The sequence below is a fragment of the Pseudomonas sp. AN3A02 genome (assembly GCF_011765255.1).
GTDB lineage: Bacteria > Pseudomonadota > Gammaproteobacteria > Pseudomonadales > Pseudomonadaceae > Aquipseudomonas.
This window is the reverse complement of sequence record NZ_JAARNI010000013.1, coordinates 79,197-102,884: the sequence shown is the minus strand read 5'-3', so window position 1 is coordinate 102,884 and position 23,688 is coordinate 79,197. Positions and strand designations below refer to the sequence as shown.

General features: G+C 60.3%; 20 protein-coding genes. 11 read left to right on the top strand and 9 right to left on the bottom strand.

Annotated features, from left to right (window positions below):
• Positions 1 to 100 precede the first annotated feature (100 nt).
• Positions 101 to 925 (bottom strand): tRNA cyclic N6-threonylcarbamoyladenosine(37) synthase TcdA, encoded by an 825-nt coding sequence (gene tcdA / locus HBJ59_RS28870; RefSeq protein WP_167665521.1) that lies wholly within the window; start codon positions 923 to 925, stop codon positions 101 to 103.
• A gap of 218 nt (positions 926 to 1,143) precedes the next feature.
• Between tcdA and HBJ59_RS28865 the strand changes: the two genes are divergently transcribed.
• The 4 genes from HBJ59_RS28865 to HBJ59_RS28850 all read left to right on the top strand — a co-directional run bounded on the left by HBJ59_RS28865 (position 1,144) and on the right by HBJ59_RS28850 (position 6,369).
• Positions 1,144 to 3,735 (top strand): glycosyltransferase, encoded by a 2,592-nt coding sequence (locus HBJ59_RS28865; protein ID WP_076015798.1) that lies wholly within the window; start codon positions 1,144 to 1,146, stop codon positions 3,733 to 3,735.
• A gap of 217 nt (positions 3,736 to 3,952) precedes the next feature.
• Positions 3,953 to 5,104 (top strand): succinyl-diaminopimelate desuccinylase, encoded by a 1,152-nt coding sequence (gene dapE, locus HBJ59_RS28860; RefSeq protein ID WP_167665520.1) that lies wholly within the window; start codon positions 3,953 to 3,955, stop codon positions 5,102 to 5,104.
• A complete protein-coding gene (locus HBJ59_RS28855) occupies positions 5,104 to 5,913 on the top strand; it encodes a putative RNA methyltransferase (RefSeq protein WP_076015800.1) in 810 nt (269 codons plus the stop codon). The genes dapE and HBJ59_RS28855 overlap by 1 nt, the downstream gene beginning before the upstream one ends.
• Positions 5,914 to 5,991: 78 nt before the next feature.
• On the top strand, positions 5,992 to 6,369 hold the full coding sequence (locus HBJ59_RS28850; protein ID WP_076015801.1) for a hypothetical protein: 378 nt from the start codon (positions 5,992 to 5,994) through the stop codon (positions 6,367 to 6,369).
• A 122-nt stretch (positions 6,370 to 6,491) separates the two neighbouring features.
• Here the strand turns inward: HBJ59_RS28850 and HBJ59_RS28845 are convergent, their stop codons facing one another.
• Positions 6,492 to 6,701: a cold-shock protein gene (locus HBJ59_RS28845; protein ID WP_076015802.1), complete on the bottom strand. Its 210-nt coding sequence runs from the start codon at positions 6,699 to 6,701 to the stop codon at positions 6,492 to 6,494.
• A gap of 193 nt (positions 6,702 to 6,894) precedes the next feature.
• Here HBJ59_RS28845 and plsB point away from each other — a divergent pair, with 193 nt between their 5' ends.
• From plsB to HBJ59_RS28830, 3 genes are read left to right on the top strand one after another with little or no spacing between them, the layout of a single operon-like run.
• Positions 6,895 to 9,399 (top strand): glycerol-3-phosphate 1-O-acyltransferase PlsB, encoded by a 2,505-nt coding sequence (gene plsB / locus HBJ59_RS28840; RefSeq protein WP_076015803.1) that lies wholly within the window; start codon positions 6,895 to 6,897, stop codon positions 9,397 to 9,399.
• Positions 9,400 to 9,450: 51 nt separating this feature from the next.
• Positions 9,451 to 9,855 (top strand): YbaY family lipoprotein, encoded by a 405-nt coding sequence (locus tag HBJ59_RS28835; protein ID WP_167665519.1) that lies wholly within the window; start codon positions 9,451 to 9,453, stop codon positions 9,853 to 9,855.
• A 28-nt stretch (positions 9,856 to 9,883) separates the two neighbouring features.
• A complete protein-coding gene (locus tag HBJ59_RS28830; RefSeq protein ID WP_076015805.1) occupies positions 9,884 to 10,573 on the top strand; it encodes a DUF4197 domain-containing protein in 690 nt (229 codons plus the stop codon).
• Between the two features lie 428 nt (positions 10,574 to 11,001).
• On the opposite strand, the gene HBJ59_RS28825 is transcribed toward HBJ59_RS28830, so the two are convergent.
• Both HBJ59_RS28825 and HBJ59_RS28820 read right to left on the bottom strand, forming a co-directional pair.
• The gene (locus HBJ59_RS28825; protein WP_076015806.1) at positions 11,002 to 14,067 is read right to left on the bottom strand and encodes an efflux RND transporter permease subunit; all 3,066 of its coding nucleotides are present in this window, start codon (positions 14,065 to 14,067) and stop codon (positions 11,002 to 11,004) included.
• A gap of 6 nt (positions 14,068 to 14,073) precedes the next feature.
• Positions 14,074 to 15,174 carry an efflux RND transporter periplasmic adaptor subunit gene (locus HBJ59_RS28820; protein ID WP_076015807.1) on the bottom strand — a complete coding sequence of 367 codons (1,101 nt, stop codon included), beginning with the start codon at positions 15,172 to 15,174 and terminating at the stop codon, positions 14,074 to 14,076.
• Between the two features lie 92 nt (positions 15,175 to 15,266).
• Here HBJ59_RS28820 and HBJ59_RS28815 point away from each other — a divergent pair, with 92 nt between their 5' ends.
• The 3 genes from HBJ59_RS28815 (at position 15,267) to pdeM (ending at position 19,162) form a co-directional block, all read left to right on the top strand.
• On the top strand, positions 15,267 to 15,902 hold the full coding sequence (locus HBJ59_RS28815) for a TetR/AcrR family transcriptional regulator (protein ID WP_076015808.1): 636 nt from the start codon (positions 15,267 to 15,269) through the stop codon (positions 15,900 to 15,902).
• A 126-nt stretch (positions 15,903 to 16,028) separates the two neighbouring features.
• Entirely contained in the window at positions 16,029 to 18,506 is a 2,478-nt protein-coding gene (locus HBJ59_RS28810; protein WP_167665518.1) for a ligase-associated DNA damage response DEXH box helicase, read from the top strand.
• On the top strand, positions 18,506 to 19,162 hold the full coding sequence (gene pdeM / locus HBJ59_RS28805; protein WP_167665517.1) for a ligase-associated DNA damage response endonuclease PdeM: 657 nt from the start codon (positions 18,506 to 18,508) through the stop codon (positions 19,160 to 19,162). The genes HBJ59_RS28810 and pdeM overlap by 1 nt, the downstream gene beginning before the upstream one ends.
• A 31-nt stretch (positions 19,163 to 19,193) precedes the next feature.
• On the opposite strand, the gene HBJ59_RS28800 is transcribed toward pdeM, so the two are convergent.
• Together HBJ59_RS28800 and dcd are read right to left on the bottom strand one after the other, a co-directional pair.
• Entirely contained in the window at positions 19,194 to 19,397 is a 204-nt protein-coding gene (locus HBJ59_RS28800; RefSeq protein WP_003219272.1) for a hypothetical protein, read from the bottom strand.
• 107 nt (positions 19,398 to 19,504) lie between these two features.
• Positions 19,505 to 20,071 (bottom strand): dCTP deaminase, encoded by a 567-nt coding sequence (gene dcd / locus HBJ59_RS28795; protein WP_003219273.1) that lies wholly within the window; start codon positions 20,069 to 20,071, stop codon positions 19,505 to 19,507.
• 378 nt (positions 20,072 to 20,449) lie between these two features.
• Here dcd and HBJ59_RS28790 point away from each other — a divergent pair, with 378 nt between their 5' ends.
• Positions 20,450 to 20,659: a cold-shock protein gene (locus tag HBJ59_RS28790; RefSeq protein WP_002554837.1), complete on the top strand. Its 210-nt coding sequence runs from the start codon at positions 20,450 to 20,452 to the stop codon at positions 20,657 to 20,659.
• 229 nt (positions 20,660 to 20,888) lie between these two features.
• Here the strand turns inward: HBJ59_RS28790 and rpoS are convergent, their stop codons facing one another.
• The 3 genes from rpoS to HBJ59_RS28775 form a co-directional block, all read right to left on the bottom strand.
• Positions 20,889 to 21,893, bottom strand: a complete 1,005-nt coding sequence (gene rpoS / locus HBJ59_RS28785; protein WP_063032880.1) for an RNA polymerase sigma factor RpoS — start codon at positions 21,891 to 21,893, stop codon at positions 20,889 to 20,891.
• Positions 21,894 to 21,999: 106 nt separating this feature from the next.
• The gene (locus tag HBJ59_RS28780) at positions 22,000 to 22,836 is read right to left on the bottom strand and encodes a peptidoglycan DD-metalloendopeptidase family protein (RefSeq protein WP_076015811.1); all 837 of its coding nucleotides are present in this window, start codon (positions 22,834 to 22,836) and stop codon (positions 22,000 to 22,002) included.
• Between the two features lie 210 nt (positions 22,837 to 23,046).
• Entirely contained in the window at positions 23,047 to 23,682 is a 636-nt protein-coding gene (locus HBJ59_RS28775) for a protein-L-isoaspartate(D-aspartate) O-methyltransferase (protein WP_010176736.1), read from the bottom strand.
• Positions 23,683 to 23,688: the final 6 nt, after the last annotated feature.

Here is a 23,688-nt window from a genome sequence, read left to right as displayed (position 1 = left end):
GTGGGAGCGGGCTTGCTCGCGAAGGCGGAGTGTCAGTCACCAGATAGGTCGACTGATACACCGCCTTCGCGAGCAAGCCCGCTCCCACATTTTGATCTTTTCAGGGTGCAGAGATCGGTGTTGCCTGAACTCTGTCAGCAGGCCTGCGCACCCCGGCCACAATCTTGTCCACCGCCTTGGTCGCCGCCACCATGCCGAAAGTCGCGGTGACCATCATCACCGCGCCAAACCCGCCGGCGCAGTCCAGTTTCACGCCATCTCCGACAAAACTCTTCTGCAAACAGATGCTGCCGTCCGGCTTTGGATAACGCAGTTGTTCGGTGGAAAACACGCAGGGCACACTGTAATGGCGGGTCACGGTGCGTGAGAAGCCATAGTCGCGGCGCAGGGTGGAACGCACTTTCGACGCCAGCGGGTCATTGAACGTACGGTTCAAATCACACACCTGAATCAGCGTCGGATCAATCTGCCCACCCGCGCCGCCAGTGGTGATGATCTGGATCTTGCGCCGCTTGCACCAGGCGATCAGCGCGGCCTTGGCATTGACGCTGTCGATGCAGTCGATCACGCAATCGATATTGGGCGTGATGTACTCGGCCATGGTCTCGCGGGTGACAAAATCCGCCACCGCATGCACGGTGCAGTCCGGGTTGATGCCCTTCAGGCGCTCAGCCATGACCTCGACCTTGGCCTTGCCCACCGTGCTGTCCAGCGCATGCAACTGACGGTTGCTGTTGCTGACGCACACATCATCCAGGTCAAACAGCGAAATTTCGCCCACCCCGCAACGAGCGATCGCTTCCGCCGCCCACGAGCCCACACCGCCCACGCCGACGATGGCCACGTGGGCCGCCTTCAAGCGTTCCAGGCCTTCAATGCCATACAAGCGGGCGACGCCGGCAAACCGCGGATCTTCTGTACTCATGACCATTACCCCAAAAACCGGCGCGCATTATAGGGCGTTGCCGCGACAAGTTCGACGCATCCAGCTACAAGTAAAGAACTTAGGTGAACTTTCGCTGCCCAATGTTCGGTTTTTCTCGGCTTGCTGTACGGTCAGTGAAAGGCCGGTGTAGGATGCGCGCCGTTCGGCGCAGGCCGACACCTCTTTTCGTTCCACACCCTTTGGAACCCGAAATAGCCATGTCATCGCGTAAATTTGGACTCAACCTGGTGGTAGTGCTGGCAATTGCCGCGCTGTTCACCGGCTTCTGGGCGCTGATCAACCGCCCGGTCACTGCCCCTAACTGGCCTGAACAGATCTCCGGTTTTTCCTACTCGCCGTTCCAGCAAGGCCAGTTCCCACAGAAAGACCAGTATCCGACTGACGATCAAATGCGTCAGGACCTGGCGATCATGAGCAAGCTGACGGACAACATCCGTACCTACTCGGTCGACGGCACCCTGGGGGATATCCCCAAGCTGGCGGAAGAGTTCGGCCTGCGGGTGACCCTGGGTATCTGGATCAGCCCGGACCTCGAGCGCAACGAGCGCGAGATCCAGCGTGCCATCGAAATCGCCAACAACTCCCGCAGCGTCGTGCGGGTGGTGGTGGGTAACGAAGCGCTGTTCCGTGAAGAAATCACCCCGGAGGCGCTGATCGTGCTGCTGGACCGGGTGCGCGCCGCCGTGAAAGTACCGGTGACGACTTCCGAGCAATGGCACATCTGGGAAAAGAACCCGCAACTGGCCAAGCACGTCGACCTGATCGCCGCGCACATCCTGCCGTTCTGGGAATTCATTCCGATGGACAAGGCCGGCCAGTACGTACTCGACCGCGCCCGGGACCTGAAGAAATTGTTCCCGAAAAAGCCGCTGCTGCTGTCGGAGGTTGGCTGGCCGAGTAACGGCCGCATGCGTGGTGGCAATGAAACGTCCCCGGCCGACCAGGCAATTTACCTGCGCACACTGGTGAACAAGCTCAATCGCCAGGGCTACAACTACTTCGTGATCGAGGCGTTCGACCAGCCGTGGAAAGTCAGCGATGAAGGCTCGGCGGGCGCCTACTGGGGCGTGTTCAACGCCGCACGCCAGCAGAAATTCAACTTTGAAGGGCCGGTGGTAGCGATCCCGCAATGGCGGGTGCTGGCCATCGGTTCGGTGGTGCTTGCGCTGCTGTCCCTGACGCTGCTGATGATCGACGGCTCGGCACTGCGCCAGCGAGGCCGGACCTTCCTGACCTTCATCGCGTTCCTGTGCGGTTCGGTGCTGGTGTGGATCGGTTACGACTACAGCCAGCAATACAGCACCTGGTTCAGCGTTACCGTGGGCATCCTCCTGGCCCTCGGCGCCCTGGGCGTATTCATCGTGCTGCTGACCGAGGCCCATGAACTGGCGGAAGCGGTCTGGACCCACAAACGCCGGCGTGAATTCCTGCCGGTTGAAGGGGATTCGGACTACCGCCCGAAAGTCTCGATCCACGTGCCGTGCTACAACGAGCCGCCGGAGATGGTCAAACAGACCCTCGACGCCCTGGCCGCCCTCGACTATCCGGACTACGAAGTCCTGATCATCGACAACAACACCAAGGACCCGGCCGTGTGGGAGCCAGTGCGCGACTACTGCGAAACCCTGGGCCCGCGCTTCAAGTTCTTCCACGTCTCGCCCCTGGCCGGTTTCAAGGGCGGCGCGCTGAACTACCTGATCCCGCATACCGCCAAGGATGCCGAAGTGATCGCGGTGATCGACTCCGATTACTGCGTGTCGCCAAACTGGCTCAAGCACATGGTGCCGCACTTCGCCGACCCGAAAATCGCCGTGGTGCAGTCGCCACAGGATTATCGCGACCAGAACGAAAGCACCTTCAAGAAGCTCTGCTACGCGGAATACAAGGGCTTCTTCCATATCGGCATGGTCACCCGCAACGACCGTGACGCGATCATCCAGCACGGCACCATGACCATGACCCGGCGTTCGGTGCTTGAAGAACTGGGCTGGGCCGACTGGTGCATCTGCGAAGATGCCGAGCTGGGCCTGCGGGTATTCGAGAAAGGCCTGTCGGCGGCGTACTACCACGACAGCTACGGCAAGGGGCTGATGCCCGATACCTTTATCGACTTCAAGAAACAGCGTTTCCGCTGGGCCTACGGAGCGATTCAGATCATCAAGCGTCACACCGCGAGCCTCCTGCGCGGCAAGGACACCGAGCTGACCCGTGGCCAGCGCTACCACTTTCTCGCGGGCTGGTTGCCGTGGGTGGCAGACGGCATGAACATCTTCTTCACCGTGGGCGCCCTGCTGTGGTCGGCGGCGATGATTATCGTGCCGACGCGGGTTGACCCGCCGCTGCTGATTTTCGCGATCCCGCCGTTGGCGTTGTTCGTGTTCAAGGTCGGCAAGATTATCTTCCTCTACCGTCGTGCGGTGGGTGTGAACCTGAAAGATGCGTTCTGCGCGGCACTGGCCGGGTTGGCGTTGTCCCACACCATCGCCAAGGCGGTGCTGTACGGCTTCTTCACCACCAGCATTCCGTTCTTTCGTACACCGAAGAATGCCGATAACCACGGTTTCTGGGTCGCGATTTCCGAAGCCCGGGAAGAGATGTTCATCATGCTGCTGTTGTGGGGCGCGGCACTGGGCATTTACCTGGTGCAGGGCCTGCCGAGCAATGACATACGCTTCTGGGTGGTGATGTTGCTGGTGCAGTCGCTGCCGTATGTGGCGGCGCTGATCATGGCGTTCCTGTCGTCGCTGCCGAAACCGGCGCCGAAGGAAGAGCCTGTGACGGCCGCTTAAAATCCTGCGCAATGCACTAAACGGCGGCCTCTGGCCGCCGTTTTGCTATAAGATAACGGCCCTTTTGCCTTGCACATGACTGTAGGAGCGAGCTTGCTCGCGAAGCACTTGAGATCGACGCGTCCATCCAGACAGGCCGCGTTATCGTTAACGACCTTCGCGAGCAAGCTCGCTCCTACAATTAGAACGTCGCCGCCTCGATTTCCGGAGTTTTTACATGACGGCCCATGCCGACCTTTCGCCGACCCTCCAACTCGCTATCGACCTGATCCGTCGCCCGTCGGTGACGCCGATCGATGCCGATTGCCAGAAGCTGATGATGCAGCGCCTGGGCGACGCCGGTTTTGCGCTTGAGCCGATGCGCATCGAGGATGTGGATAACTTCTGGGCCACCCATGGCAAACACGAAGGCCCGGTATTGTGCTTCGCCGGCCACACCGACGTGGTGCCGACCGGTCCGGTCAAGGCCTGGCAGAACGATCCGTTCGACGCGTTGATCGACGAAAACGGCATGCTCTGCGGCCGTGGCGCGGCCGACATGAAAGGCAGCCTGGCCGCGATGCTGGTCGCGTCCGAACGCTTCGTGACCGACTACCCGGACCACAAGGGTTCGGTTGCTTTCCTGATCACCAGTGACGAAGAGGGCCCGGCGCACCACGGCACCAAGGCTGTGATCGAACGCCTCGCGGCCCGCAAGGAGCGCCTGGACTGGTGCATCGTCGGCGAACCATCGAGCACCACCCTGGTGGGTGACGTGGTCAAGAATGGTCGTCGCGGCTCCCTCGGCGCCACCCTGACCGTGCGCGGCGTGCAAGGCCACGTGGCCTACCCGCACCTGGCGAAGAACCCGATCCACCTGGCCGCTCCGGCCCTGGCCGAACTGGCCGCCGAGCATTGGGACGATGGCAACAGCTTCTTCCCGCCCACCAGCTTCCAGATTTCCAACCTTAATTCGGGCACCGGCGCCACCAACGTGATCCCGGGCGACCTGACGGCGGTGTTCAACTTCCGTTTCTCCACCGAGTCCACCGTCGAAGGCCTGCAACAGCGGGTCGCGGCGATTCTCGACAAGCATGGCCTGGACTGGCATGTGGAGTGGGCGCTGTCGGGCCTGCCGTTCCTCACCGAGCCGGGCGCATTGCTCGATGCCGTCTCCGCCAGCATCAAGGCCGTCACCGGCCGCGAGACCAAGGCGTCCACCAGTGGCGGCACTTCCGACGGTCGCTTCATTGCGACACTCGGCACTCAGGTGGTGGAACTGGGCCCGGTCAACGCGACCATCCATCAGGTCAACGAGCGCATCCTCGCCAGCGACCTCGATGTGCTGACCGAAATCTACTACCAGACCCTGATCAAGTTGCTCGCCTGATGCTCGCTTGCCCCATTTGCAGCGCACCGTTACACGAGGTGGACAATGGCGTGGCCTGCCCGGTCGGGCACCGCTTCGACCGCGCGCGCCAAGGTTACCTGAACCTGTTGCCGGTGCAGCACAAGAACAGCCGCGACCCGGGCGATAACCTGGCGATGGTGGAAGCGCGCCGCGACTTCCTCAATGCCGGACACTACGCCCCGGTGGCCAAGCGCCTTGCCGAACTGGCCGCGGAACGCAAACCCCAGCGCTGGCTGGATATCGGTTGTGGCGAGGGTTACTACACCGCGCAAATCGCAGACGCCCTGCTGCGCGCTGACGGCTACGCCCTGGATATTTCCAAGGAAGCGGTCAAGCGCGCCTGCAAGCGCAACCCCACGGTGACCTGGTTGATCGCCAGTATGGCCCGGGTGCCGTTGGCGGATGCCAGCTGCCAGTTCCTTGCCAGTGTCTTCAGCCCGCTGGACTGGCTGGAGGCCAAGCGCCTGCTCAGCCCGGGCGGCGGCTTGATGAAGGTCGGCCCCACCAGCGGCCACCTGATGGAGCTGCGCGAGCGCTTGTACGACGAAGTGCGCGAGTACACCGACGACAAGCACCTGGCGCTGGTACCGGACGGCATGAGCCTGCAGCACAGTGAAACCCTGGAGTTCAAACTCAGCCTGGCCGACCCCAAGGACCGCGCCAACCTGCTGGCGATGACACCCCACGGCTGGCGCGCCAGTGCCGAGCGCCGAGCGCAGGTGATCGAGGCCGCCGAACCGCTGCTGGTCACCGTGTCGATGCGCTACGACTATTTCGTGCTTCAATAACCCATTATTTTGCGGGCCTCTCGAGGCCTGCGCTGAATCCGCGAATGGATTTTCAGAATCCCGCAATGAGGAACATCCATGCGCCAACCTGATATCGAGATTTACCTCAAGGACGCCGACGTCGACTACAAGGCCATCGCCGCCTGGCTGGGCGTCGCCCTGGGCCCGTGCACCGATTGGGTCCAGCGCGGCCAGACCTACAAGTGCACAGCCGGCAGCGTGCCGGTCACCTGGCTGCCGAAAGCCGTAGGAAAATGGAACAGCCTGTACCTGGAAAGCGACCAGACCCCGTGGGAAGACGACATCGCCTGCGCCCGTGCGGCCTTTGCCGCGCTAAACGTCGAAGTGCGTTGCGCGCCGGGCAGCTGGGTTGAGGAAGAAGGTGAAGAAAGCGCGGATACCTGGATTCGTATCAGCGAAGACGGTGAAGAGCAGATCACCTGGAAAACAGCCTGAGGGATCGTTCCCACGCTCTGCGTGGGAATGCAGCCTGTGACGCTCCGCGTCACGATTAAAAGCAGACGCGGAGCGTCCAAAGAAGCATTCCCACGCAGAGCGTGGGAACGATCATGGAAGGGTTACAAGCCCACCACATCCTCAGCCTGCAAGCCCTTCTCGCCCGTCACGACGGCGTATTCCACCTGCTGGCCTTCAGACAACGAACGGTGCCCGTCACCGCGAATGGCGCGGTAGTGCACAAACACATCCTTGCCATCTTCCCGCTGTATAAAGCCGTAACCCTTGGCGTCATTGAACCACTTCACATTGCCGGTCTCGCGCGTTGCCATCTGTTTTGCTCCCACATGCTTTTTATAAGTACGTTTATTGTTGAGTCGTCGCAGTTGAACTGCCGAGTATAAGACAGGCTCAAAAAGCTTCAACTCAAGATTACTTCGCCGCTTTTTTGCCGATTTTCGGCTAATACTGCACACTGGCGCACCGAGCAACCGCTCGGTTTTTCCCACTCAAAGCAGAAGCCGTATGACCCGCTCTCCCTTTCGCCGTCTGGTATTTGGCACCTTGCGTCGGCTGTTGTACCTCTGGGTTCGCTCAGAGACGATCAACCAGTCGTCCCTTACCCTGAACCTCGACCGCAGTCGTCCGGTGTTTTACGTCCTGCAATCCCCATCCCTCACCGAGTTGGCGGTGGTTGATACCGAATGTACCAAGGCCGGCCTGCCGCGCCCGGTGCTGCCGGTATCGGTCGGCCCGTTGATGGAACCGGCAGCCTTCTTCTACCTGACGCCCGACCCCGACTGGCTCGGCCGCCAGGACAAGCGTGGCGCACCGCCGACCCTGACCCGCCTGGTGGATGTGCTCACCGAACACGCCGAAGAGAATGCACAGATCATTCCAGTCAGCGTGTTCTGGGGCCAGTCGCCCGACAGCGAGTCCAGCCCCTGGAAGCTGCTGTTCGCCGACAGCTGGGCCGTGACCGGCCGCCTGCGCCGCCTGCTGAGCATCCTGATCCTGGGCCGCAAGACCCGGGTGCAATTCTCCGCGCCCATCAACCTGCGTGAATTGATCGAGCACAATAAAGGCCACGAACGCACCGTGCGCATGGCCCAACGCATCCTGCGGGTGCACTTTCGCAACCTGAAAACCGCGGTGATCGGCCCCGACCTGTCCCACCGGCGCAACCTGGTGAAAGGCCTGGTCAACATGCCGCTGGTGCGCCAGGCGATCCTCGACGAAGCCGAACGCGAGAACATCACCCCCGAGAAAGCCAAGGCCCAGGCCCTGCGCTACGGCAACGAAATTGCCTCGGACTACACCTACACCGCCATCCGCTTCCTGGAAGTGGTGCTGAGCTGGTTCTGGAACAAGATCTACGACGGCATCAAGGTCAACAACGTCGAGGGCGTGCAAAAGGTCGCCCAGGGCTACGAGGTGATCTATGTGCCGTGCCATCGCAGCCATATCGATTACCTCCTGCTGTCGTACCTGCTGTTCAAGAATGGCCTGACCCCGCCGCACATTGCCGCCGGGATCAACCTGAACATGCCGGTGATCGGCAGCCTGTTGCGCCGTGGCGGGGCGTTTTTCATGCGCCGCACCTTCAAGGGCAACCCGCTGTACACCTCGGTGTTCAACGAATACTTGCACACCTTGTTCACCAAGGGTTTCCCGGTGGAATACTTCGTCGAAGGCGGACGCTCGCGCACCGGGCGCATGCTGCAACCGAAGACCGGGATGCTGGCGATCACCCTGCGCAGCTTCTTGCGCTCCTCGCGCATGCCCATCGTGTTTGTGCCGGTGTACATCGGCTATGAGCGCGTATTGGAAGGCCGGACTTACCTCGGCGAACTGCGCGGTGCGAGCAAGAAGAAAGAGTCGATTTTCGATATTTTCAAAGTGGTCGGCGCCCTCAAGCAGCGCTTTGGCCAGGTCGCGGTGAACTTCGGCGAACCGATCAAGCTGGCTGAATTCCTCGACAGCGAGCAGCCCGACTGGCGTTCCCAGGAACTGGGCCCGAACTACAAGCCGGCATGGCTCAACGAAACCACCAACCGCCTCGGCGAGCGGGTGGCGCAACACCTGAACGAAGCGGCGGCGATCAACCCGGTGAACCTGGTGGCGCTGGCGCTGCTGTCCACTACCCGCCTGGCCCTGGACGAACAAGCCATGGCGCGCCAGCTTGATCTGTATCTGGCGCTACTGCGCAAGGTGCCCTACTCGCCCCACACCACCTTGCCCGAGGGGGATGGCCTGGCGCTGATCAAGCATGTAAAGGACATGAAACTGCTGTCGGAACAGAGCGATGCCCTGGGCAAAATCCTTTATCTGGACGAGCAAAATGCCGTCCTGATGACGTACTACCGCAACAACGTGCTGCACATCTTCGCCCTGCCGGCGCTGCTGGCGAGTTTCTTCCAGAGCAGCTCGCGCATGAGCCGCGAACAGATCCTGCGCTACACCCGCGCGCTCTACCCGTATCTGCAATCGGAGTTGTTTATCCGTTGGACCCTGGACGAGCTGGACGCGGTGGTCGACCAATGGCTGGAAGCCTTCGTCGAACAAGGCCTGCTGCGTTTCGAAAACGAGGTGTACCTGCGCCCGGCCCCGAGTTCGCGGCACTTTGTACTGCTGACGCTGCTGTCCAAGAGCATCGCCCAGACCCTGCAACGCTTCTACATGGCTATCTCGCTGCTGCTCAACAGCGGCCAGAACAGCATCAGCGCCGAAGAGCTGGAAGACCTGTGCACCGTCATGGCCCAGCGCCTGTCGATCCTTCACGGGCTGAATGCCCCGGAGTTCTTCGACAAGAGCCTTTTCCGACATTTCATCCAGACGTTGCTGGAGCAAGATGTACTGCGCCGCGACGAGGCCGGCAAGTTGAGCTATCACCCGCTGCTGGGTGAACTGGCCGAAGGCGCGGCCAAGCGCGTGTTGCCGGCGGATATTCGCCTGTCAATTCGCCAGGTGGCCCTGCATCGCAGTGAAGACGCAGCGGACAAGCCCGTCGTACCCGAAGAAACACACTAGAGTGACCGAGGCGCCAGGGTGTTTCTGGGGCCGCTGACAAGGAGCTGTACCATGAAAAAAATCATCCTCCTGGGCCTGACCGCACTGCTGGGAGCCTGCCAGGCCATGAGCCCCACGCCCACCAAAGCCAGCCTCGACGGCGAAGTGTTCTACCTGCAACGCAGCGCCCTGCCGCCCGCCGCCACCTTGAGTGTGACCCTGCAAGACGTGTCCTTGATGGACGCCCCGGCCGTGACCCTGGCCGAGCAGAAAGGCCCGGTGAAAGGCCAGGTGCCACTGCCCTTCCACCTGAGCTACGACCCCGCCCAAGTCAAGCCTGGCCACAGCTACTCGGTCAGCGCTCGCATCGAACTGGATGGCAAGCTACTGTTCATTACCACCGAACGGCACTCCGTGCAGTTGAACGGCCAGGATCCACAACCGCTGCGCGTACGCGTGGATGCGGTTGCACACTGATTAAAAAATCGAACATAAGGAAGCGCCCATGCTCCGTAACTCCCTTCGCCTCACTGCCCTGTGCGCCGGCCTGCTGCTCGGCGCCAACGCCATGGCCTTGTCCCTCGGCAGCCTGTCCCAAGGGGACGCTGCCGGCGGCCTCAAGGATGCACTGACCCAAGGCGCGCAGATTGCCGTCAAACAACTGGGCGTGCCCGGCGGTTTCAGCAACAACCCCGAAGTGAAAATCGGCCTGCCGGGCAAGCTGGGCAAAGTCGCCGACAAGTTGAAGATGTTTGGCATGGGTGACCAGGTCAACCAACTGGAAGCCAGCATGAACAAGGCGGCCGAATCTGCCGTGACCCAGGCTCAGCCGATCCTGGTAAACGCAGTGAAGAACATGAGCGTGACCGATGCCAAGGGCATCCTCAGCGGTGGCCAGGACTCCGCCACCCAGTACCTGAACAAAAGCAGCCGTGACGAGATCCGGGCCAAGTTCCTGCCGATCGTTAAAGCGGCCACCGACAAGGTCGGCGTGGCCCAGCAGTACAACGCCCTAGCGGGCAAGGCGGCGACCTTTGGCGCGATTGATGCCAAGAGTGCCAACGTCGAAAGCTACGTGACCGAGCAGGCGCTGGACGGGCTGTTCAAGATGATTGCGCAGCAGGAAGAGACCATTCGCAAGAACCCGGCGGCCGCGGCGACCAGTTTGGCGAAAAAAGTGTTTGGCAGCTTGTAAGCCAACAGGATCGCTCCTCTGCCCGGGGCGATCCCTTTTTCTGTGGTTATGCGTTGCCTGCGGGGGAAAACGACTGCATCGAAACCATCCCAAACGTAATTGTTCCTGTCTGGTTTTCAGAACTTGTTGAACAGGTTTTCGGAGGGCAAGCCCATGGTGGCGGGCATTCGGGCTCTGCCGGCTTTGTCTCGCACGGCTTTGGCTTCGAGCACTCGGGCTCTGGCTCCGGTTTAGGAGGGCGGGCAAACATACGCATGATGGAACTAATACACATAGGGCAATCCTTCAATCCATTTAGACGTCTTCACTTACCGGCTGCAGCAATCGCCGTAACCGGTAAATCAATACCTGCGATCAGGTAGTCCCTAAGTGGAAGGAACGTCCGAAAACGTTCCCTGCTCCGCGTTGGAATATGAAGGCTGCCCGCCTTACGCCACATCCTTCCTGACCCTGAACCAGGCCGCGTACAGGGCCGGCAGGAACAACAGCGTCAACGCCGTCGCCACGATCAAGCCGCCCATGATCGCCACGGCCATTGGCCCGAAGAACACGCTGCGAGACAGCGGGATCATCGCCAATACGGCGGCCAGGGCGGTCAATACGATCGGCCGGAAGCGTCGCACCGTCGCCTCGATAATTGCCTGCCAGGGAGCCAGGCCGGCCTTGATGTCCTGTTCAATCTGGTCCACCAGGATCACCGAGTTGCGCATGATCATCCCCGACAGCGCGATGGTCCCCAGCATCGCCACGAACCCAAAGGGTTGGCGGAACACCAGCAGGAACAGCGTCACCCCGATCAACCCCAACGGCGCTGTGAGAAACACCATCGCCGTGCGTGAGAAGCTGCGCAGTTGCAGCATCAGCAAGGTCAACACCACCACGATAAACAGCGGCACGCCAGCCTTGACCGAGTTCTGCCCACGGGCGGAATCCTCCACCGTGCCGCCAACTTCCAGCAGGTAACCGTCCGGCAGTTCAGCGCGTACGCCCTCCAGGGTTGGCAGGATCTGCTGCACCAGGGTTGCCGGTTGCTCCTTGCCGTAGATATCGGCGCGGATGGTCACCGTCGGCAGACGGTTGCGGTGCCAGATGATGCCTTCTTCAAAGCCGTATTCCAGGGTCGCGATCTGCGACAGCGCAACGCTCTTGCCGTTGTCGGTCGGCACCGCCAGGCTTGGCAGCAGCGACAGTTCAGTACGCTCGTGAACGGTGCCGCGCAGCAGGATTTCGATCAACTCGTTATCTTCGCGGTACTGGCTGACGCTGGAACCTGTAAGGGAACTCTGGAGGAATTTCGACAGGTTGGCGGTGCTCACGCCGAGGGCGCGGGCGCGGTCCTGGTCGACGTTGAGGTAGACGATCTTGCTCGGTTCTTCCCAGTCCAGGTGGACGTTGACCACGTGGGTATTTTCGCGAACCTTGGCCGCCACTTTCCGCGCCAGGGCCCGGACTTCTTCGATGTGCTCGCCCGTCACCCGAAACTGTACGGGGTAACCAACGGGTGGGCCGTTTTCAAGACGCGTGACCCGCGAGCGCAGGTCCGGGAACTGTTCGTTGAGGGTCTCGATCAGCCAGGTGCGCAGGCTTTCGCGCTCCTCGATGGTTTTGGCCAATACCACAAATTGGGCGAAGCTGGCGGCCGGCAGTTGCTGGTCCAGCGGCAGGTAGAAACGTGGCGAACCTGTACCGACATAGGCCACGTAATTTTCTATACCTGCATGTTCCTTGAGCAACGCTTCAAGGCGTTTGACCTGGTCAGCCGTATTGCTCAGCGAAGCGCCTTCAGCCAGTTTCAGGTCGACCATCAACTCCAGTCGCCCGGAAGCCGGGAAGAACTGCTGGGGCACAAAGCGAAACAGCGCCACCGAACCGATAAACAACAGCAAGGTCAGGACGATCACCGTCTTGCGGCGACGCACGCACCACTCCACCAGGCGCCTTACGCGCTGATAGAACGGCGTGCCGTAGGGATCCGGCCCGTCGGTGCCATGCTTGGCCGCATGAATCTTCGCCAGGTCCGGCAGGAGTTTTTCCCCCAGGTACGGCACGAACACCACGGCGGCGACCCACGAGGCCAGCAGTGCGATGGTCACTACCTGGAAGATCGAACGGGTGTATTCACCGGTGCTCGACTGTGCGGTGGCAATCGGCAGGAAACCCGCCGCGGTGATCAGCGTGCCGGTGAGCATCGGGAAGGCGGTACTGGTCCAGGCGAAACTCGCGGCCTTAAGGCGGTCGTACCCTTGCTCCATTTTGATCGCCATCATTTCCACGGCGATGATCGCGTCGTCCACCAGCAAACCCAGTGCGAGCACCAACGCGCCGAGGGAGATTTTGTGCAGGCCGATGCCGAGGTAATACATGGTGGCAAAGGTCATGGCCAACACCAGCGGAATCGCCAGGGCGACCACCATGCCGGTGCGCACCCCCAAGGAGAAGAAGCTCACCAACAACACAATCGCCAGGGCTTCCGCCAGCACTTGGACGAATTCGCCGACACTGGTTTTTACCGCTGCCGGCTGGTCCGACACCTTGCGCAGTTCCATGCCCGCAGGAAGGTTCTTCTGCAAGCGTGCGAATTCGCTTTCCAGGGCCTTGCCCAGTACCAGGATGTCGCCACCGTCGCGCATGGCCACGGCCAGGCCGATGGCATCGGCGCCCATATAACGCATGCGCGGTGCCGGTGGGTCGTTGAAGCCGCGATGAATCTCGGCCACGTCGCCGATACGGAACGTGCGATCACCGACGCGGATCGGGAAGTCGCGAATCTCTTTAACGGTCTTGAAGTTGCCGGAAACCCTTAGCTGCACACGCTCGCTCGGGGTTTCAAAGAAGCCGGCGGTCGACACTGCGTTCTGCTCTTGCAGCGCCTGCTGAACGGCGGCCAGCGGCAAGCCGAGGGTGGCGAGCTTGAGGTTGGACAGCTCGATCCAGATCTTCTCGTCCTGCAAACCCAACAGTTCGACCTTACCGACATCCGGCACCCGCTGCAGTTGAATCTGAATCCGGTCGGCGTAGTCCTTGAGCACGGCATAGTCGAAGCCGTCGCCGGTCAGGGCGTAGATATTGCCGAAGGTCGTGCCGAATTCATCGTTGAAAAACGGGCCCTGGATATCCGGCGGCAAGGTCTGGCGAATATCGCTGATCTTCTTGCGCACCTGGTACCAGAGGTCCGGGATCTGCGCGGAATGCATCGAGTCCCGGGCCATGAAAGTGACTTGGGATTCACCGGGGCGCGAGAAGGAAACGATGCGCTCGTAGTCGCCGGTCTCCATCAGTTTCTTTTCAATACGCTCGGTGACCTGGCGTGACACTTCCTGGGCGGTCGCCCCGGGCCAATTGGTCTTGATCACCATGGCCTTGAAGGTAAACGGCGGGTCTTCGCTTTGTCCCAGCTTGGTGTAGGAAAGAGTGCCAACCACCGCCAGCAGGATCATCAGAAACAGTACGATCTGGCGATTACGCAACGCCCATTCGGAAAGATTGAAACCCATCGGGGACTACTCCTTGGCCGCCAGACTTACCACTCGGTTGGAGCGATCCACCGGGCGCACTTGCTGGCCCTCATGGAGTACATGCACACCGGCTGCGATCACCCAGTCTGTTGCGCTCAAGCCTTCCAGCACCGGCACGGTCTTCTCGCCAAAGGCACCGATGCGCACCGGTGTGCGCTTGAGGGTGTTGTCGGGCTGTACCACCCAGACGTAGGACGCCCCGTTCTCCGCGCTGAGGGCAGACAGTGGCACCGCCAAAGGAATCACGCCGTCGGCCTGTATGAATACGCGAGCGCTCTGCCCCAGTTCAGCAGGCACCTTGCCGCCGGTAAACGCGACACGGGCAGCGAAGGTTCGCGACTTTGGGTCGGCGGCGGGCGACAGTTCGCGGATGCGACCGTTGAAGCGCTGGTCGGGCTGGCTCCATAACTCCACGGACACCGGCTGGCCAATCTTGAAGCGCCCGAAGCTTTGCTCCGGCAGGCTGATCAGCACCTCTCGCTCGCCATCGGTGGCCAGGGTAAACACGGTCTGGCCGGCAGACACCACCTGGCCGACTTCCACCGCACGCTTGGCGACCACGCCATCCTGGGGCGCGCGCAGTACGGCGTAACCGGCCTGGTTATTGGCCACGTCGAATTCGGCCTTGATCTGCTTGAGGCGGGCTTCACCTGAGCGGTAGAGATTTTCGGAATTGTCGTACTGGGAACGGCTGACCATCTGACGGTCCATCAGGGTCTTGTAACGATCACGCTCGGCGCGCACCAGGCTCAGGTTGGCCTCGGCGGCGGCGACCTGGGCGCGGGTGGCTTCGAGTTGCAGGCGTACGTCCTGGGGATCGAGTTCTGCCAGGGGCTGATTGGCCTTGACGCGCTCGCCCTCCTCCACCAGTCGTCGGCTGACTTTACCGCCGATGCGAAAGGCCAGGTCGGGTTCATAACGGGCGCGCACTTCGCCCGGGTAGCTGTCAGAAGCCTGCGCCGAAGGCTCTGGCTGAACCACCATGGCCGGGCGGATGGTGGTTTGCGCGGCTTCTTCATGGCCACAGGCAGCCAACAGGAATAACAAGCTGGCAGGCAACGCGAGTGGCAGGAAATAGCTGCGCATGCTGAAGGACCTTTCGCTAATGGAGCTAGGAATAATTATACTGGCCAGTATGTTATTAATACCAAACTCACCAGTCCAGTAATAAAGTGAAAATGTCTGACAATCCTGTAAACACCAATAGCCCCGGGCGCCCCAAGGACATGGCAAAACGCCAGGCGATCCTTGATGCGGCGAAGATTCTGTTTTTGAGTAATGGGTATGCCAGTACCAGCATGGATGCCGTGGCAGTGGAGGCCGGGGTGTCGAAGCTGACGGTGTACAGCCATTTCACCGACAAGGAGACCCTGTTCTCGGCGGCGGTGGTCGCCAAGTGCGAAGAGCAGCTACCGGTGATGTATTTCGAGTTGCCCGAAGGTATGCCGGTGGAGAAGGTGCTGCTCACTATCGCTCGCGGGTTTCATGTGTTGATCAATAGCGAGGAGTCGGTGAACTTGCATCGGTTGATGATGACTTCCGGGAGTCAGGATCCGAAGTTGTCGCAGATCTTTTTCGAGGCTGGGCCGATGCGTATGTTGCAGGGGATGGAGCGGCTCCTCGGTAAGATCGACCAGAGTGGCGCACTGCGTATTGCCAAGCCTTTCACCGCTGCGGAGCACTTTTTTTGCTTGCTCAAGGGCACGGCGAATTTTTGTTTGCTGTATGGGTGCGGGGGGCAATTGAGCGCTGAGGCGGCCGAGGAGCATGTGCAGGAGGTTGTGGGATTGTTTATGCGGGCTTATCGGGCTTGATGCGCTTTTATAAGGCGGGTTGAACCGGGTACACATATCCGTGTTTTTATCCCGCGGCGCAGCAATCGCAGTTAAACCTTTCCCCCACCCCACAGGTCTCTGAGATACACCCCCAGAGCCCCTAGCATGGCCAAATCCCGCAATTTCGCCAAAGACTGGTTCACCGCCAAAAACTGGAACCCATTCGCCTTTCAGAAACAGGTATGGAAGGCCGTCAAGGAAGGCCAATCAGGACTGCTCCACGCCAGCACCGGCGCCGGGAAAACCTACGCACTGTGGTTCGCCGCCCTCAACCGCTTCGCCATCACCGAAGACACTCCCCGCAAACGCAAAGCCCCAGCCGAACCGCTGACAGTCCTGTGGATCACCCCAATGCGTGCCCTGGCCGCAGACACCGCCCGCGCCCTTGAAGCCCCGCTGGAACCCCTGAACATCCACTGGACCGTCGGCCTGCGCACCGGCGACACCAGCAGCAGCGAGCGCGCCCGCCAGAGCCGCCGCCTGCCCACCACCCTGATCACCACCCCGGAAAGCCTCACGCTGATGCTGGCCCGTGCCGACAGCCAAACCAGCCTGTCAAAGCTGCGCATGGTGGTCGTGGATGAATGGCACGAACTGATCGGCAACAAACGCGGCGTACAACTGCAACTGGCCCTCGCCCGCCTGCGACAATGGCATCCAGAGCTGATTGTGTGGGGCATTTCCGCAACCCTGGGTAATCAGGCCCACGCGCTGGAGGTGTTGATCCCACAGGGTGGCGGGATCAACGTGCAGGGTCAAACGACCAAGAAATTACTGGTGGACACCCTGTTGCCCCCGGTTATCGAGCGTTTCCCATGGGCCGGCCATATCGGCCTGAAAATGCTCCCGCAGGTGGTGGCCGAGGTGGATGCCAGCAGCAGTTGCCTGGTGTTTACCAATACACGAGCACAATCGGAAATCTGGTACCAGGCCTTGCTCGATGCTCGTCCCGACTGGGCCGGGTTGATTGCCTTGCACCACGGCTCGCTGTCCCGGGAAACCCGGGATTGGGTGGAACGCGCCCTGAAGGAGGGGCAACTGAAGGCCGTGGTGTGTACGTCGAGCCTCGACTTGGGGGTGGACTTCCTGCCGGTGGAAAGGGTGCTGCAGATTGGCTCGGCCAAGGGCGTGGCGCGTCTGATGCAGCGCGCCGGGCGTTCCGGCCATGCGCCGGGCAGGCCGTCGCGGGTCACGCTGGTGCCGACCCACAGCCTGGAGCTGGTGGAAGCCGCTGCCGCACAAGACGCCATCGCTGAACGGCGTTTCGAGGCCCGGCAGTCGCCCCACAAGCCATTGGATGTGCTGGTGCAGCATCTGGTGAGCATGGCGCTGGGCGGCGGCTTTGTGCCTGATGAGTTGCTGGAGGAAGTTCGTAGCGCCTGGGCCTACCGTGACCTGAGCGACGCAGATTGGGCCTGGGCCCTGGGTTTTGTGCGCCATGGCGGTCTGTCGCTGACGGCCTACCCGGATTACCGCCGGGTCGAGCCGGACGAGCATGGCGTCTGGCGCGTGCCCGATGCACGGCTGGCGCGGCGCCATCGCATGAGCGTGGGGACGATCGTCAGCGACGCCAGCATCCAGCTGAAATTCTGGAGCAAGGGCGGCGGTGGCAGGACTCTCGGCAGTGTCGAGGAAGGCTTTATTGCACGGCTCAAACCGGGGGATGGTTTTCTGTTCGCCGGGCGCTTGCTGGAGTTGGTGCGGGTGGAAAACATGACCGCTTATGTACGGCGTAGTACCGCGAAAAAGGCTGCCGTGCCGCGCTGGAACGGCGGGCGCATGCCGCTTTCCAACGAGCTGGCCCAAGCGGTGGTCGAGCGCTTTGATGCCGCCGCCCACGGTCAATTCCTCGGGCCGGAGATGCAGGCAGTGCAACCGTTGCTGAACACCCAGTTGCGCTGGTCCGGGCTGCCGACCCGCGAGTATTTGCTGGCCGAGGCCCTCAAGTCACGGGAAGGCTGGCACCTGTTTCTGTATCCGTTCGCCGGGCGCCAAGTGCATCTGGGGCTGGCGAGCCTACTGGCCTGGCGGGTTAGCCGGCAGCAGGCGGTGACATTCTCGATTGCGGTGAATGACTACGGGCTGGAACTGCTGAGCGCGACCGAGGTGGATTGGCCTGAGTTATTAAGCGAGGAGTTGCTGAGTGCGGATCATCTGCTGGATGACGTGATAGCGAGCCTGAACGCCGGTGAGCTGGCCCTGCGGCGCTTTCGCGAAATCGCGCGGATCGCCGGGCTGGTGTTTGCCGGCTATCCCGGTGCGCCGAAAAGCACGCGTCAGGTTCAGGCTTCCAGCGGTTTGTTCTTTGAAGTGTTCAAGCAATATGACCCGCAGAACCTGCTGCTGACCCAGGCCGGGGAAGAAGTCCTGCGGGAAGAGTTGGATATTCGTCGGCTGGAAGAGACATTGCGTCACTTGTCGGAATTGAAACTGGACCTGCATCGAATCAAACGACCTACGCCACTGGCCTTTCCGCTGCTGGTGGAGCGCTTTCGGGAAAGCCTGAGCTCGGAAAAACTCTCGGAACGGATTGCACGGATGGTCAAGGATCTGGAAAAAGTCGCCGATAACGGGAAGCCGTGATGCCCGCTCATTACCCGATACATCTGGCAGAAGAGGAGCTGTGGTTGCTGGCGGATAAGGCCGTGTACTGGCCAGTCAAGCGCTGCCTGCTGATCGCCGATGCACATTTTGGCAAGGCGTCGGCCTATCGCAGCCTGGGCCAGCCGGTGCCCCAGGGCACGACGACGGACAACCTTCAGCGCCTGGACCGGCTGCTGGCGGCTTTCCCATGCTCGCAGGTGATCTTTCTCGGCGACTTTCTCCACGGGCCCGGCTCCCACGCCAGCGGCACCCTGAACGCTCTGAGAGCCTGGCGCGAGCGCCATCCAGCTCTAGCGCTCACACTGATTCGCGGCAACCACGACAAGCGCGCTGGCGACCCACCGGTTGATCTGAACATTGAGGTGGTGACCGAACCCCTGCTGATGGGCCCGTTTGCGTTGCAGCACGAGCCCGACGCCCATGCCAGCCACCATGTTTTAGCGGGGCACGTGCATCCAGTGTATCGCCTGCGGGGCAAAGGCCGGCAAAGCTTGCGCCTGCCGTGCTTTCGCCTCGGCACTCAAGTCAGCCTGTTACCTGCCTTCGGCGCGTTTACCGGTGGGTATCCAGTGACGCAGGATGAAGAGAGCCGGATCTTTGTGATCGGAGACCATGAAGTATGGCCAGTGCGCTGAGCAACTGACCATTGGCGACAAATGCGGGAAATCAGGCCACAGGGGCGGGAGGCGGTTCGTCAGGGAGAGTGGGTTCACCAGGCTCTTCAGGCTGGTTGGGCCAGGGATCATCCGGGCCGGGCTGGCCTGGAATGCCGCCTGCGGCGGGATCGGCCATCAAAGACCAGGCCATGACACCAATCTGGTTGGGTTCAAGCCGGGCGAGTTCTGCGCTGATTCGCGGATCGAGCTTCATAGGGGACTCCTCAAGCGTGGCCCGGCGCGTTGTGCACGCGTCGGGGCAGTACACTCAATAGAGTGCATGCCCGCTTACAAATTCCCTAAGCCTGTAAGACGATTCGATCAGGTGCGTGGAAGAGTGACGCCGCGCTGGCCCTGATACTTGCCGCCACGGTCCTTATAGGACACTTCGCACTCTTCGTCGGATTCAAAGAACAGCATCTGTGCCACCCCTTCATTGGCATAGATTTTTGCCGGCAAAGTGGTGGTGTTGGAGAACTCCAGGGTAACGTGCCCTTCCCATTCCGGCTCCAGCGGCGTCACGTTGACGATGATGCCGCAACGCGCGTAGGTGCTTTTGCCCAGGCAGATAGTCAGGACGTTACGCGGGATACGGAAGAACTCGACAGTGCGCGCCAGGGCAAAGGAGTTTGGCGGGATGATGCAGACGTCGCTCTTGACGTCGACGAAGCTTTTTTCGTCGAAGTTTTTTGGATCGACGGTCGCCGAGTTGATGTTGGTGAACACCTTGAACTCATCGGCGCAGCGTACATCGTAGCCGTAGCTGGAAACCCCGAACGAAATCAGCCGCTCAGCACCTTCGCCACGCATCTGGCGCTCCACGAAGGGCTCGATCATGCCGTGCTCTTGCGCCATGCGGCGAATCCACTTGTCCGATTTGATGCTCATGGCGGGTGTCCTGAATAGCGAGGTGAAAAAATTCTGTTGGGCATCTTACCGGGGCTGGCTCCGTGGTTCAAAGGGCCGGCTGTTTTTCTTGCTGCCGCGCCGTCCCTGCTGGGCGGGACGCACCTTCAATTGCGGGGTATTGGTGCGGTATCAGGCTGCCGCCAGTCACGAAAATAGAGAAACCTTCGGAAATACCATTGGCACGTTCCTGAAAAAGGGTTAAGGTGGCGCCACTGTGCTGCTTGTGTCACTGAGAATCTCTACACGATATGTTGAATTTCGATCCAACCATCTCCAAGAATTTTTCCTGCTCTTTGCACTCAGTCTCGGCCAGGGCTTTTCCTGAGTCGCAGTTAACTTTGTCCAAGGAGATACACCATGTCTAATCGCCAAACTGGTACCGTTAAGTGGTTCAACGATGAAAAAGGCTTCGGCTTCATCACTCCACAATCCGGTGACGACCTGTTCGTTCACTTCAAAGCTATCCAATCCGACGGCTTCAAAAGCCTGAAAGAAGGCCAACAGGTCTCTTTCATCGCTACCCGCGGTCAGAAAGGCATGCAAGCTGAAGAAGTTCAAGTTATCTAACTTGTACTGATTTAGTCGAAAAGCCCCGCCCTTAAAAGCGGGGCTTTTTTGTGCCTGCTCGTTCCCACGCTCCGTGTGGGAATGCCTATTGTGACGCTCTGCGTCACGCTTTGGGACGCAGAGCGTCCTGGGCTGCATTCCCACGCGAAGCGCAGGAACGATCGCCGCACAGCAAAACGCCCGGTGCATTCACATGCACCGGGCGTTTTTATAGCTGCCTTACAGGCCGTTATTGAAACAACGACTCACTCGACAAGCCATTCTTCTCCAGGATCTCGCGCAAGCGCTTGAGACCTTCTACCTGGATCTGCCGCACCCGCTCACGGGTCAAGCCGATCTCCAGGCCAACATCCTCCAGGGTGCTGCTTTCGTGGCCGCGCAGCCCGAAGCGGCGAATCACCACCTCACGCTGTTTGTCCGTTAGCTCCGAAAGCCACTGGTCGATGCTTTGCGACAGATCGTCGTCCTGCAGCAGCTCACAAGGGTCCGTAGGACGATCATCAGTCAGGGTGTCCAGCAGGGTTTTATCCGAATCCGGACCCAGCGAGACATCGACTGAAGACACCCGCTCATTGAGACCGAGCATGCGCTTGACCTCTCCCACCGGTTTTTCCAGCAGGTTGGCGATTTCTTCAGGCGAAGGTTCATGATCGAGTTTTTGTGTCAGCTCACGCGCCGCCCGAAGGTAGACGTTGAGCTCTTTGACCACATGGATCGGCAACCTGATCGTGCGGGTTTGATTCATGATCGCCCGTTCGATGGTCTGACGAATCCACCAGGTGGCGTAGGTTGAAAAACGAAAACCCCGCTCAGGGTCAAACTTCTCCACCGCCCGGATCAAGCCGAGATTGCCTTCCTCGATCAAGTCCAACAGGGACAGCCCACGATTGACGTAGCGTCGGGCGATTTTCACCACCAGCCGCAGGTTGCTTTCAATCATGCGCTTGCGCCCAGCCGGATCGCCCTTTTGCGACAAGCGCGCAAAAAAGACTTCTTCTTCGGGTGTGAGCAGAGGGGAAAAGCCGATTTCATTGAGGTACAGCTGGGTCGCGTCGAGCGCCCGTGTGTAATCAATGTACTTGTGTTGCTTTAACGCGGTGGAGTTCTTGGATTTGGTGCGAACTGAAGGTACAGCAGGTCCCTCATTCGACATCGATTCCGTAGCAATGCCGGTCTCCATAAGGAGAACCTCATCGTCGATGTCAAACTCCGGCGCTTCTTTACTGAGAGCCATTGTTATAGTCCTTTGGTGAGTTCGACCTCAAGCTCAAGCGGCGCCTTTATCCTTGGCAACGCTGGAGCCTGTTCCTTCTACGCGAGGGAACAGGCTGTGCAACACATCAACGACGGGGAAGGAATTGCAGCGGATCAACAGGCTTCCCTTGGCGGCGAATCTCAAAGTGCAGTTTCACCCGGTCTGTACCAGTTGACCCCATCTCGGCAATTGTCTGTCCGACCTTGACCTGCTGCCCCTCCCGAACCAACAGCCTGCGGTTGTGACCGTAAGCACTGACGTAGGTATCGCTGTGTTTGATGATGACCAGCTCGCCGTAGCCCCGTAAACCACTCCCGGCGTACACCACTGTCCCATCAGACGCAGCTAAAACAGGCTGTCCCAAATCTCCGGCGATATCAATGCCTTTATTCAAACTACCGTTTGAAGAGAATTTTCCAATAAGAATGCCATTTGAAGGCCATCCCCAACCGGTAGGCGCAGGCCCTGCAGGCGGCATCGGCGCAGGGGCCGGCTTGCTCGCAACGCCAGGCGCGGCGGTGCCTGCAGGCCGGGTGATGATTGTGGTTCTGCTCGACGACGATGGCGAAGAAGCCGTATTTGTGACGACAGCGGTCGGTGTTGAACCGGTACGCCCATCGAAACGAATGGTCTGACCTGGATGTATCGTATAGGGCACAGGAATATTGTTACGAGCAGCAAGCGCCTTGTAATCCCATCCATAACGGAAAGCGATCGAGAACATCGTATCGCCCTTGCGAACGACATATTGCCCGGTAGTAACGGTAGGTTTTTGCGGCACCGCATTATTGCGGTCGACCACCCGTGCACCACCGGATGGCGTGCTTGAACAAGCCGCCAGCAAGGAACTCAAGACAAGGCCAATCACCAGTCGCTGAAAGCTTGTTTGACTCATACGCTGTGCAATGACCGTGAGACTCACCCGCCGCTCCCTTTGTGGTGGCTGACTATGAACGCCTGTATCAGGCTTGAAATATGATGCAAGTATAACTGGCCGTTGGTTTTTTACTGGAAACACGATTCTAAAGAAATTTTCATCATGTTTAATTCCCACGGCGGGTCACGTTGACTCAATAGACCCCGCTGTAAGACACATACCCGGCAATAGAATTCAGTACCCAGGAATAATTGATCAGGCCAGCGGGCCGTTAAGCAACGGGACAAAACGCACGGCGCCGAGCACATGCCGGGAAAAGCCTTCTTCCTCGCGAATGATCAACATCAATTGTTGCACTTCGCCGGAGCCCACCGGGATCACCAGGCGCCCGCCCGGAGCCAGTTGATCGAGCAACGCCTGGGGCACGTCGGTCGCCACCGCCGTGACGATAATGCCGTTGTACGGCGCCAGCGCCGGCCAACCTTCCCAACCATCGCCCCAGCGGAACACCACGTTGCGCAGATTCAACTCCACCAGGCGTTCCTTGGCCCGGTCTTGCAACACCTTGATGCGCTCCACGGAAAACACCCGCTCAACCAGCTGCGACAACACGGCCGTCTGGTAGCCGGAGCCGGTGCCGATTTCCAGCACCTTGTCCAACGGGCCCGCCGCCAGCAACAACTCACTCATCCGCGCCACCATATAAGGCTGGGAGATGGTCTGGTTGTGGCCGATGGGCAGTGCTGTGTCTTCATAGGCACGGTGCGCCAGGGCCTCATCGACAAACAGATGCCGCGGGGTACGCCGGATGACTTCCAGCACCTGGGCGTTGGATAGCCCTTCTTCATACAGCCGCTGGATCAATCGCTCGCGGGTGCGCTGGGAGGTCATCCCGAT

Bases quoted from the DNA above. Each gene is read 5' to 3' on its own strand.
- HBJ59_RS28790 (WP_002554837.1), top strand. From the start codon at position 20,450: ATGTCTAATCGCCAAACTGGTACCGTTAAGTGGTTCAACGATGAAAAA.
- HBJ59_RS28835 (WP_167665519.1), top strand. From the start codon at position 9,451: ATGAAAAAAATCATCCTCCTGGGCCTGACCGCACTGCTGGGAGCCTGC.
- HBJ59_RS28815 (WP_076015808.1), top strand. From the start codon at position 15,267: ATGTCTGACAATCCTGTAAACACCAATAGCCCCGGGCGCCCCAAGGAC.
- HBJ59_RS28810 (WP_167665518.1), top strand. From the start codon at position 16,029: ATGGCCAAATCCCGCAATTTCGCCAAAGACTGGTTCACCGCCAAAAAC.
- dcd (WP_003219273.1), bottom strand. From the start codon at position 20,071: ATGAGCATCAAATCGGACAAGTGGATTCGCCGCATGGCGCAAGAGCAC.
- HBJ59_RS28825 (WP_076015806.1), bottom strand. From the start codon at position 14,067: ATGGGTTTCAATCTTTCCGAATGGGCGTTGCGTAATCGCCAGATCGTA.
- HBJ59_RS28800 (WP_003219272.1), bottom strand. From the start codon at position 19,397: ATGAAGCTCGATCCGCGAATCAGCGCAGAACTCGCCCGGCTTGAACCC.
- HBJ59_RS28865 (WP_076015798.1), top strand. From the start codon at position 1,144: ATGTCATCGCGTAAATTTGGACTCAACCTGGTGGTAGTGCTGGCAATT.
- HBJ59_RS28855 (WP_076015800.1), top strand. From the start codon at position 5,104: ATGCTCGCTTGCCCCATTTGCAGCGCACCGTTACACGAGGTGGACAAT.
- HBJ59_RS28775 (WP_010176736.1), bottom strand. From the start codon at position 23,682: ATGACCTCCCAGCGCACCCGCGAGCGATTGATCCAGCGGCTGTATGAA.
- pdeM (WP_167665517.1), top strand. From the start codon at position 18,506: ATGCCCGCTCATTACCCGATACATCTGGCAGAAGAGGAGCTGTGGTTG.
- rpoS (WP_063032880.1), bottom strand. From the start codon at position 21,893: ATGGCTCTCAGTAAAGAAGCGCCGGAGTTTGACATCGACGATGAGGTT.
- plsB (WP_076015803.1), top strand. From the start codon at position 6,895: ATGACCCGCTCTCCCTTTCGCCGTCTGGTATTTGGCACCTTGCGTCGG.
- HBJ59_RS28830 (WP_076015805.1), top strand. From the start codon at position 9,884: ATGCTCCGTAACTCCCTTCGCCTCACTGCCCTGTGCGCCGGCCTGCTG.
- HBJ59_RS28820 (WP_076015807.1), bottom strand. From the start codon at position 15,174: ATGCGCAGCTATTTCCTGCCACTCGCGTTGCCTGCCAGCTTGTTATTC.
- HBJ59_RS28845 (WP_076015802.1), bottom strand. From the start codon at position 6,701: ATGGCAACGCGCGAGACCGGCAATGTGAAGTGGTTCAATGACGCCAAG.
- tcdA (WP_167665521.1), bottom strand. From the start codon at position 925: ATGAGTACAGAAGATCCGCGGTTTGCCGGCGTCGCCCGCTTGTATGGC.
- dapE (WP_167665520.1), top strand. From the start codon at position 3,953: ATGACGGCCCATGCCGACCTTTCGCCGACCCTCCAACTCGCTATCGAC.
- HBJ59_RS28850 (WP_076015801.1), top strand. From the start codon at position 5,992: ATGCGCCAACCTGATATCGAGATTTACCTCAAGGACGCCGACGTCGAC.